The organism is Caloranaerobacter longqiensis, assembly GCF_050286925.1.
Lineage (GTDB): Bacteria > Bacillota > Clostridia > Tissierellales > Thermohalobacteraceae > Caloranaerobacter.
In genome coordinates this window covers 296,670-308,072 of sequence record NZ_JBFWFX010000001.1, presented here as the reverse complement: position 1 = coordinate 308,072, position 11,403 = coordinate 296,670, and the positions used below count along the sequence as shown (strand labels likewise).

7 protein-coding genes are annotated in these 11,403 nt (G+C 31.8%); 1 reads left to right on the top strand and 6 read right to left on the bottom strand.

Annotated features, from left to right (window positions below):
* Nucleotides 1-10: 10 nt before the first annotated feature.
* The 3 genes from AB4Y15_RS01555 to AB4Y15_RS01545 form a co-directional block, all read right to left on the bottom strand.
* The gene (locus AB4Y15_RS01555; protein WP_427338005.1) at nt 11-268 is read right to left on the bottom strand and encodes a hypothetical protein; all 258 of its coding nucleotides are present in this window, start codon (nt 266-268) and stop codon (nt 11-13) included.
* A gap of 123 nt (nt 269-391) precedes the next feature.
* Nucleotides 392-1,819, bottom strand: coding sequence for an S-layer homology domain-containing protein (locus AB4Y15_RS01550; RefSeq protein WP_427338004.1), 1,428 nt, complete (start codon nt 1,817-1,819; stop codon nt 392-394).
* Between the two features lie 307 nt (nt 1,820-2,126).
* Entirely contained in the window at nt 2,127-2,348 is a 222-nt protein-coding gene (locus tag AB4Y15_RS01545) for a hypothetical protein (RefSeq protein WP_427338003.1), read from the bottom strand.
* Nucleotides 2,349-2,469: 121 nt separating this feature from the next.
* Between AB4Y15_RS01545 and AB4Y15_RS01540 the strand changes: the two genes are divergently transcribed.
* Nucleotides 2,470-2,853, top strand: coding sequence for a helix-turn-helix domain-containing protein (locus tag AB4Y15_RS01540; RefSeq protein ID WP_427338002.1), 384 nt, complete (start codon nt 2,470-2,472; stop codon nt 2,851-2,853).
* Nucleotides 2,854-2,890: 37 nt separating this feature from the next.
* Here the strand turns inward: AB4Y15_RS01540 and AB4Y15_RS01535 are convergent, their stop codons facing one another.
* The 3 genes from AB4Y15_RS01535 to AB4Y15_RS01525 form a co-directional block, all read right to left on the bottom strand.
* Nucleotides 2,891-4,618, bottom strand: a complete 1,728-nt coding sequence (locus AB4Y15_RS01535; RefSeq protein WP_427338001.1) for a phospho-sugar mutase — start codon at nt 4,616-4,618, stop codon at nt 2,891-2,893.
* A 34-nt stretch (nt 4,619-4,652) separates the two neighbouring features.
* Nucleotides 4,653-5,504: a sugar phosphate isomerase/epimerase family protein gene (locus AB4Y15_RS01530; protein ID WP_427338000.1), complete on the bottom strand. Its 852-nt coding sequence runs from the start codon at nt 5,502-5,504 to the stop codon at nt 4,653-4,655.
* A gap of 157 nt (nt 5,505-5,661) precedes the next feature.
* Nucleotides 5,662-11,331, bottom strand: a complete 5,670-nt coding sequence (locus AB4Y15_RS01525) for an S-layer homology domain-containing protein (protein ID WP_427337999.1) — start codon at nt 11,329-11,331, stop codon at nt 5,662-5,664.
* Nucleotides 11,332-11,403 lie beyond the last annotated feature (72 nt).

Here is an 11,403-nt window from a genome sequence, read left to right as displayed (position 1 = left end):
ATAGTCCCTTTTATTTTTTAGAACGTATATTTATAATTGTTCGCTTTATCCAATTTGATTCTTCTTTATCAAGTGCTTTTTTTGTCTGATTTTGTTTCTCATCTGCCTGATAGACTTTCATTGCATAATCTTCTTTTCCATCAACTCTGTCATAAACATCAGGATTTTCGACATCAACTCTTAAATTCAACATAATCACAACAACAAATATCGTCAATATAATTACAAATATAGAATAATAAAATTTCTTTTTATTCAGATGAATCACCCCTTTTCTTCCTTTGTAATATTATATACACCTGAACTGACTTTATACATTTATTGACATAAATCTATTTTTGTTTGGTATATTTCTTTGAATAAAAGGGGTGATATTAGTCTGCTAGTTATTCTATTTCTGCTTTAAGACTTCTAAAAGTTTAACTATTATTTTTGCTGCACCACTTCTAGTCAGTGGTTCTTTTGGTTTAAATGTTCCATCTTCTTTACCTGATATAATACCATATTTTCCTGCTATCTTTATTGCTGATATAAACTGCGGATTAGCTTCAGATAAATCACTATATTCCAATTCTATAGCTGCATCATCTTCTCCTAATATCTTTGCTATCATCCAAGCTGCTTCTTCTCTAGTAACATACCTATCAGGCTTAAAAGTATTATCTTCAAAACCATTTAGATAGCCAGCTTTAGATACGGCTTTTACATAATCTACTGCCCAGTCCTTAATCTTGTCTTTATCCTCATAGTTAAGCTGATAATCTTCACCTTTAAGTTTGAGTGCTCTTGATATTAAAATAGCCATTTCCTGTCTAGTAATACTCCTATCTGGATAATATCTCTTATTACTATCTCCATTTACTATACCCATTTCATAGAGCTTAAGAATATAATCTTTTGCCCAACTATTCGATATATCTCTGATTGGATATTCTTCTTTTTCACCAACTTTTACTATCCAATTACCAACAACCCAACCTTGTAGATTTCCATCTTTTTGCTTGACTTTATACCAAAAATATCCCTCTTTTAAAACTGGTCCTTCTAATACATCTAAAATTGTACCATTTTTTATTCTTCCAATCTCTACTCCATTAGGTTCTTTTCTAATTCTTAAATAAGTTTTAACATCAGCTTTTACTATATCTCCTTTTTTATACATCTCAATATCACCGTAATGAAACGGCTGTGGAGTATCATAATGCTTATTTTTATCTGGAAGCCCATTCTTAGGAAGCAACTTAGGGTCTATAGGTGTTATTTTCTGACCGTATTCCTTTTCTGCTACCGAATATATCAATTGTTGATACGTATATTTTTTAGTCCATGTTGGATATTTATAAGGAACCATATTAGGATTGTTACTTTTACTCCAACCATTATATGCCCATAGAACAAAATACCAATTTTCTAATATATTGGGGTTCATATCTCCTATTCTCGGCAATTTTTTTAATGCCATGTCCCACTTCATTAACAGAACTTCTGCACCAGCTTCTATATTATAATCAATATCATACTTAAGTCTGTTTGTGTCAAACCATCCATATTTATTATAAACTTGCATAAGTCCAATACTGCCGCTTCGGCCTGTATAAACTGTTCCGTTAGGATTATACTGCTGAAAGACACTTTCTACTCTCGCTATTGATTTTAGTATAACAGTTGGAATCCCTCTTTTTTTAGCTACTTCTTCTATCTTTTTTTCTAATACTTCTCTTGGTGGATTTATTCTAACATCTTGAGCATACCCATAATCAACAAGGAACGTGAATAAAAATAAGATGCTCAGGACTAATCCAAAAATCTTCTTATGCATCTAATTTTCCTCCCATACTAAATGAATTTTAAATTCTAAATGTTAAATGCTAAATCCTTTTACATTTCTCTATTGGAGTACCTAGTATATATTTTATCCAAAAACTATATATGACAAAAGTCCCAAAAAAGATATACATGATTATATTTGACCAATATTTTTCACTTTAAACATTTTAATTAATAGTCATTCGCTATTCGTTATTAATTTTTTAGAATGATTAGAAAATCTTATTATGTTTCCAAACAAAATCAAAAGAGGTAGATTGAAATTTCACCTACCTCCTGCTCGATTCATTTAAATATCTTTATCTTTGATTATAATTTAATTTTTTAACTCCCAAAATATATATTTGCAAATTTCGTAAAAAAAGTTCAAATGTAACATCCTTACCGAAAATCAAATAATTATAAAGTATGTCCTTTCCTATTTCTTCTACTGCTTCTTTAAAATCTTGATCTGTTATTTTAACACTTTCCCCCCATTTTTGTTCTAAACTTTTTTCTACTAACATCTTCAACCTCTCCATAATATTAACCTCCATCCCATTATAATAATATATGTATATATTATATCATTATATTCCCCTTTTTGCATCTCTATATTTTTTAATATGCTAACTGTGCTAGGATTAATCTAGAGGTGATAAAATGAAATTTGCAGATAGATTAAAATTGTTAAGAGAAGAGAAAAATTTACGACAAGCCGATCTAGCAAAGATACTTAATATAAGTAGACAATCTGTAAGTAACTATGAAAATGGTGTTAGATTTCCTAATGATGAATTACTTCTTCGACGTATAGCTGAATTTTTTGATGTATCTATTGATTACTTACTTGGAGTTACTAATATCAGAAATTACTATTATGAAAATCACATAGATAATATCGAAGCGAAAGAAAATGGTTCTGACTATCAAATTGACAAAAAAACTGCCTTAAATAATCTATTTTATGAAGTAGATGACCTCCCATGTGATATGATAGAAAAAATTACAACAATCGTAAAAACAATAAAGACATTGATTAAATAAATAATTCTAAAAAAATAAGCCGAGTGTTAACTCGGCTTTATTGGATAGAATTGTTTATCCTATTTAATATTTCTTCTTTAATAGCCTTAAGTTTATTTTCTGCTTCTATTCTATCTTTTCCATTAGCTGAAAAATATATTTTTAACTTTGGCTCTGTACCAGAAGGTCTTAATGCATACCATGATTCATCATCAAAAATAAACTTCAAAACATTTGATTTTGGCAGTAATATATCTTCACTGCTATCTTTACTATAATTAAAACTTTTAGATACTTTATAATCATTAAATATTTTTAAGTTAAGATTGCCTATTTTTGTTGGATAACTATTTCTAAAGCTCTCCATTACCTCATCTATCTTCTTCTTTCCTTCAATACCTTCTAATTTAATAGAATGTAAATCTTCTATATAGTATCCATATCTTTCATATAAATTAATTAAAGCTTCGTAAAGTGTCATCCCTTTACTCTTATAGTATGCTGCCATCTCACAAATAAGCATAGAAGCTATAACTGCATCTTTATCTCTTACAAAAGAGCCAGTCAAATATCCAAAACTCTCTTCATAACCAAATATGAAATTCTTATCTCCACTTTCTTCAAATTCCTTAATCTTTTCACCTATAAATTTAAATCCTGTCAAAGTATCTATAGTTTCTACGCCATAATGTTTAGCTATCACCCTGCCTAATTCACTTGTTACTATAGTCTTGACCATTACACTATTTTTAGGTAAAATTCCCTTTTCTGTCATTGAATTTAGAATATAATCTAAAAGCAATGCACCAGTTTGATTTCCACTTAATACCTTATATTCTCCTTCTTTATTTTTAACAACAACTCCAACTCTATCGCAATCTGGATCTGTTCCTAATATAATATCAGAGTCTACCTTTTCCCCTAATTCAATAGCCAACTTAAATGCATTTGGATCCTCTGGATTCGGATACTCTACAGTCGAAAAATTAGGGTCTGGATGCTCTTGACTTTCAACAACAAATACATTTATGTATCCTAATTCTTTTAGCACTCTTCTTACTGGCATATTCCCAGTACCATGTAATGGAGTATAAACTATTCTTATATTTTTATCGATATCATCTCTAACACTTAAATCTTTAACTTTATTTATGTACTCTTTATCAATTTCTTCTCCAATAATATTTAGTAGTCCATTATTCAATGCCTCTTCTTTACTTATAATCTTTATCATTGAAAATTCAGTAACTTCATTAACTTTCTCTATTATCTTATCGGCTAAACTCGGTACCACCTGTCCTCCATCTTCCCAATAAACCTTATATCCATTATACTCTGGTGGGTTGTGACTAGCTGTAATAACAATTCCAGCAGAAGCTTTTAGATATCTAACTGCAAAAGATAATTCAGGTGTCGGTCTTAAATCTTCAAATAAATATGCTTTAATGCCATTTGCGGCTAATACTAGTGCAGCCGTTTGAGCAAATTCTCTTGACTTATGTCTTGAGTCATGAGCTATTACTACTCCTCTTTTTACATAATCACTTCCATTTTCAATAATAAAATTAGCTAGTCCTTGAGTAGCCTTAGATACAGTGTACTTATTTATTCTATTAGTACCTGCACCAATTTTCCCTCTAAGTCCTCCAGTACCAAATTCTAAATCTTTATAAAATCTGTCTTCTATTTCTTCTACATTATCCTTAATTGATAGTAATTCATCTTTTGTTTCTTTATCAAAGTGTTCACTATTTAACCAAAACTCATACTTCCCCATAAAATCCATCTTCATCACCCCATGTTTTTTATATTAAAAAAACTTAAACTGTATCTACGGTTTCCCTATCCTTTTCCGTATTATTATAGACTAACTCATTCACCCAGTCAATTCCTTCCTGAGCATATTTTAAATCTAAATATTTAAAGTCAGGTTCAAAAATTATAGGAATATCACCATCCCAAGCATGAATGAGTTCTATAGTTTTTTCTATATCTATCCAGCCATCGTTTGGATTTTGACTAGGATGAACTGGTATATGACCATATTTAGAAACATCACTAAATCCTCTAGTATTCCACAGATGTACAAGTCTAATATAAGGCAGCATTTTTTCTAACTCTTTAAAATAGTCCATATTATTTATTTGACAAGATAGATATAAATGACCGACATCTAAACATATTCCTAAGTTATCATAGTCTTTTATAATATCTACCCAATCTTCTATCTTATAAAATAAATCATTATAACCTACATATTCTAAAAAGATTGGAAAATCATATTCTCTGCTTAATTCACTAAGTCTTAAAGCACTTTCCTGTGCTAATCTTTTTATACTATCTGGACTTCCAACATTACTAGTTACAAAATGGATTACAATTTCGCTCGTTGGAAGACTTTTTGCCATAGATAAATTTGTCTTTAGTATCTCAAAGGTAGCGTCCCTTAATCTTTTATTATCACTTACATAGTAAGTGGTAGTAGGGTCTGACTGATGAAATACAGGAGCATGATAAGTTACCTTTAAAGGAAACTTTCTAGAAAACTTCAAAAGTGCAGTTATCTCTTTAGCTCCTGAAAATTTATGACACAATTGGACCCTCTTAAAGTTATGTTTAGCAATATAATCTACACCTACATTATGAATAGAAATTCCTATTTGCGGATTCATGGATTTCCTCCTCACAAATTTCTACATATTCTATTGTACTACATTTATAGTTGATTAAGGGACAAAAAGTTCATTATATTAAATAATTTTTTATAATTCACAAAAAATTATATGCCTTGTTAAATTTAAGAACAGGACAGGGGTTTGCCCCTGCCCTTTATATTCTTCCTAATACATCAAGTAATCTATAAATTATTACAGCTGCCTGAACCCTCGTTGCCGTTTCTTTCGGAGCAAACCTATTTTCACCTACTCCATTTACTAGCCCCTTGCTTGCTGCTATTCTTACCGCTTCTTTTGCCCAATCTGAGATATCATTTTCATCTTTAAATACTACACCGTTTACAGTATAATCTCCTTCAGGGTCAATGAGTTTCAATGCCCTTCCTATCATTACAGCCATTGCTTCTCTTGTTATTTCTCCATTAGGATCAAATATTCCATTATATCCTTCTACTATTCCCAAACTTGCAGCTATTTTTACAGGTTTCTCATACCATGTTCCGTCTAATACATCTTTAAAGTTTACCTTATTTTCACCATATTTTAAGTTTAGTGCATTTACTAATAGTTTAGCAAATTGAGCCCTTGTTACATTATCATTTGGTGCAAAATTTTTATCGTCTACTCCATCTATAACATGTCTTGCTGCTAATATCTCTATTGCTTCCTTAGCCCACGGCATATCTACATCTTCAAATACTTTATTGTATTCCATAACTACATATTTACTGAAGTGTTCTGCTGTAAATACTATTGTTCCATCTCCTATAACTTTGCCGCCAACAAACTCCAACTTATTAGTTTCTTCATTGTAATAATAAACTCCAACTTTCTTCGGATTTGATACTTTATCAGAATCATACTTAATAACCACATTAATTGGTTTATTAAATTGAACTTTTGACACTTCAGCTTCCTTCTGTAAACTTAAATCAAAGTCATATACCAGTGAAGCTGGATTAAATTCGCCTGATAAATTCGAAGAAAGTATCTTTTCTGCTTCTTCTCCCTTTATTTTCTTTGTCTTAAAGACTATCTTCGCTCCTTCCTCTACTTTTATAGAGCCTACTCCTATTTCAATTATCACATCACCAGTATTTATCGCCAATTTTTTACCTTTTTCTGAAGCTTTAGAAACTAATTCTGCATCCATATTTACTACTACCTCTCCTACATCTCCATCTACTGCTGCATCTATCTCTACTTTATCACTATTTTCTTTTTCTAATTGTTCTTTAACTTTATTATTATCTATTTCTACTGTAGCTATTACATTGCCTTCTTTATCTTTAGTTATTGTCACTTTACCATACTCTGTTTTCTGTACGTCTCCCTGTTCTTCATCTTTATCATCATCTTCATCATCATTATCATTGTTTATTATTACTGCATTCGTTTCTATCATGTCATCATAGAATCTAACCCTTATTCTAGGCCCTGAAGCACCTATAGAAGCAATACCTGTAACTTCTACCCAGTCTCCTACTTTAAATCTTCCCATATCTGCACCTATATATCCATCTACATGAATGTAGGCATCACCACTGCCGTCATTTATTTTAAAGTAACTATCTTCTTCACTATGTTCAGTTACTCTACCTTTTGTCCTAACTAACATACCAGTATATTGTGGCAACATAGCTTCTTTAGTAGAAAGCACAATCGGTTCTATTTTTTCAGCAGGTCCTACATAAAGAACTTCATAATTAAAGTTATCGAATGCTAATTCAAGCTCTCCTTCAAAGTAATGAACTACACCTGTTGCAATAACTTCAGTTCCTATTGGTAAATCCTTACCTTGACTACCATATAAACATATTCCTGATGTTCCATCTTGGATATATACTACATCAAAGAAATTACCTGTAGGAACTGTAACTATTCCTTTAACTGTTACAATATCTCCTTCTTTAGCATTTTCTCTTACCTCTTTAATAGTTTTGATCCTATCATATCCAGCTAACCAATCTATAAGTCTTAATGTTAATGCAGTATTACTTACATCGTTAACTATTTCATAATCTGAATAGAAATGTCTACCTGCTGCAACTATCTTACCTTCTCCTACATATTCCTTAGCTATTATTGGTATAGATTCTCCGTTCAATTCTCCTTCTACATTATAAACATAAGCATTTTCCCCAGGATTAGCATTATATGATGTCGCATTACCTCCAAGTAATATTTCAAGTCCTGTTTTAGGATTGTTAACTAATGCACTATTTTCTGCATTAACAAGTGAACATCCACTAAATATCCTAATAGCTTCCATATTTTCATTTAGTCCACTTTCAGTTTTAGGCAAGTTATATGCATATACAGACCATACCATACCACCGCTGTATTTATCAGAATCCTCTGGTTCATATATATTGTCATCATTAAATCTTATGTTTGTTCCAATAGCTTCCATCAAACTATTCATCATAGTACTATCGTAATTGTAATTTGACTTAGATGCAATCATTGCTGCACCGCCATTTCTTATCCACTCTCCTATTACAGCCTCTTCTTCTGGTGTGAAATCAGCTTCAGTAGTTTTAGGTGTATTTATAATAAGTACATCTACATCTTCAAGGGTTTCAACTGTAATAGGCTCAGTATTTAACTTAACTGTGTACCCATATCTTCTAAGTAATTCCATTAAATTTAACATAGCTCCTGTTACATCAACATTATCATGGGCACAATCGATTAATACTGTCTTTCCATTTGAAGCAACTACCTTAATAGTAGTAGTCATCTCTGTAACTGTAGTTACTCCTTCTATTTCAGTTAATTTAGCTATTATCTTAACAGGACCAGATTTGCTTGGAATCCATGTTGTAGATAATACAGCACTTTCTCCTGCCTTTAAAAGTTCTACATTATCTGTCCCTATTAGATTTTCTTCACTTATACTTTCTTCATAAAACTTAACTTCAATATTTACTGCATCTCTTATACCCATATTTGAAACTGTTGCTTCTATAGTAGTTTCATAACCTGGCATAGTAGTATCCGGATTAACCTCTAACTTACTTAACTTAACGTCATTTTCTGATGCTGGAGTATATATAGCAGACGCAGTTCCCCAACTTCCATCTTCATGGATAACCTTAACAACATACCATTCTGCTCCACCACCTGCAGTTACTGAAGGATACCATTCAACTCTGTTACTTGAGCCAACTTTTTTTCTGTCAATAATATTTCCTCCGTTTGTAATAAGCTGAACTTCTGTTATAGGAACTTCTTTATCTTCTGCTATTATTTCGAAATTAATTTGGTCTCCCTCTTCAACATCTAATACACTTCCCATCCAGTGTCCATTAGCTTTTACTGTTAATTTAAGAGTTCTTGTTTCAGTTGAATATGTTCTTCTATTTCTCATTGCATTTAAAAATGCATCTTTATCTAAACTTTCTGCAACTACAACTGTTAAATTATCTGGATCTCCCCAGTTCCAACTGTGGTTATCCTGTCCGTTTATTGCACCCGCATGCCAACCATTGTCTAATGCCTTGAAATAGTGTTCCTCTGCCCTTGTATAGCTATATGGAGGCGCACCATTTCCTACCTCAATAAGGTTAATCATTCTATCCAATTCAGGTATATAAGCTAAATCATTAAATGAATCATCTGGCCAGTTTGGATGGTTAAAAGCTGCTACTGTATTTTCTTGTTTAGCCAACCACTCATAAAATTCAAGAAGTCCTGTCATCTGTTTTTTTGCTTCAACATAATAAACACTGTTAGTTACATTTATATGTCCCCAGTCTCCTGAGGTCATTTCAAATCCTCTTAATGCTAGAAAATCATCATACTTTTCATTGATTGCTTTTGCTTCTATTCCTGTCTTGTACCACTCTGACCCTTCAACCTCTTCATATTGATTTGTATCAGGATTGTATTCATAGTTATCATCAGTAACGCCGTCCAACCAGTTAGAGTGGTCTGAGATTATAAGAAAGTCTAAACCATTTTGCCTTGCATGTTCATAAGCATCAGTAGGCGTCCCCTTACCATCTGAATATGATGTATGAGAATGTGGCACACCATAGTAGAAATTATACTCTGCATCTTCATTGTCTACTACAAAATACCATTCCACATTTTTTGTTCTGCCAGCTACATCTGACACTTCCAATCTTACATCATGTTCTCCATATCCCAACTCTTCTTCTGGAACATAAATTACAGTCATTCCATCAACCATTGGTGTAACTTCTACACCATCTAAATACATCTTGATACTGTCAAAATCTATATCTGCTTCGACTTTTTCCAATTTAGCAGATATTTCTGGAGTTCTCTCAAATGTTGATACCATATTTGCCGGTTTTAGGTTATATACAAGTGGCAACTTAGCATTTGGATCTTCCGGTGGTTCTTGTTTTATCATATCGCTGCCATCACGCAATTTTATCTGAGGATTGGAATACATTGCTGCAATACCTATTATGTCGTAATACTCTCCAACCTTATAGTTTTCATTATTAAAGTTTTTTGCTTTACTATAATATAGCTTTAATTCTGTTCCTGTACTGTCAATTATATAAAAACTGTATGAATCACTTGTTACATCTGTAAGCTTAGCCATCTTTACCTTTATAAGTTGTCCCTGGTAGTCAACAACTTGATCTAAAGTTATAACCTTTGGCTCAGGCAAATCATTCCCGCTACTCACTAATACAATATTTTCTTCTGACTCTACACTTATTTCCAGCTCGCCTTTATAACTGTCGATTAATCCTGTTACTAATACTATATCTCCTTCTTTAAAATTACTTAAATCAACGCCTGTCCCATAAGTATCAATTTTTATACCTGCTGTTTCATCTTGAATATATATAAGCGTATTTTTTTCTGCATAAGTTACAATACCCTGTACTGTTACCTCTGTTCCTTCATCTTCACTTCTTGCTTCAGCTATTGTAATAACGTCCTGTTCTTCTTTGATGGTATAAGAAAATTTTGAAATTTCACTATCCTCCATGCCATCCTTAGAGGCTTTAGCCAATATGGTCATTGGTTCATTTATGATAATTGGCATTGTGTATTCAACAAAATTATATACTTCATCATATACGGCATAATATATAGTCGCACCTTCTGTAGCCGTAGTTAATATAACTTTTGTACCTGCTTCTACTTCTCCTGAAGGTGGCGTAGCAACTACTGGAGCTACCTTACTTAACTCTTCTTCTCCTATATCTTCTATTGTCCTTGGATATATCTTGTACTCACCATAATTATATGTAACAACTCCTGTTACACTTGAATAAGTCTTTCCTACTTCTAACCAGCTAGTATCATCTGGTTTTACAATAGCAATTCCTTCTTTGTCTGATACTTTGAAATTTTTGTAATTATCTACTTCTATAACTGTTACATTTTGTATTTTAACTAATTCACCTTCAAAACTTTCTCCATTTTCTGAATTTAAATCTGATGAAGTTATCAATTGCGGTTCTGGTACTCCTACTCCCACTCCTACTATTGTTATATCCTCTGCAGTATCAGGATATATTTGTGCCATATCATAATATTGTCCAATCTTACCATAAACTCTAACTTTGTCCCCAGGATTTAAATCTAAATCTTTTAATCTTACTATGATTCCTGCTGTATCATCTTGAATATAAATGTTATCCCCTAAATCTGCTGTAACAATACCTTCAATGGTAGCATAAGTGTCTTTAGGCAGTACTCTTGCTTCTGCTATTGTAATAATTCCACCTTCAGCCTTAGCTAAATTTGGAGTAGTAAAATTAATTAAATTTGCTAAAATTAGTGCAAAAATAAGCAAGAAACTTAACCATTTTGAAAACTTATTACACAAAAAAATCTCCCCCTTCTCAATTTAATTTTTTTCTATTAAAAAAAAATCATATAGATTATAGCATAATCTGGT

Excerpts from the sequence above, each read along its gene's own strand:
- AB4Y15_RS01550 (WP_427338004.1), bottom strand. The coding sequence starts at position 1,819 with ATGCATAAGAAGATTTTTGGATTAGTCCTGAGCATCTTATTTTTATTC.
- AB4Y15_RS01545 (WP_427338003.1), bottom strand. The coding sequence starts at position 2,348 with ATGGAGAGGTTGAAGATGTTAGTAGAAAAAAGTTTAGAACAAAAATGG.
- AB4Y15_RS01540 (WP_427338002.1), top strand. The coding sequence starts at position 2,470 with ATGAAATTTGCAGATAGATTAAAATTGTTAAGAGAAGAGAAAAATTTA.
- AB4Y15_RS01535 (WP_427338001.1), bottom strand. The coding sequence starts at position 4,618 with ATGGATTTTATGGGGAAGTATGAGTTTTGGTTAAATAGTGAACACTTT.
- AB4Y15_RS01530 (WP_427338000.1), bottom strand. The coding sequence starts at position 5,504 with ATGAATCCGCAAATAGGAATTTCTATTCATAATGTAGGTGTAGATTAT.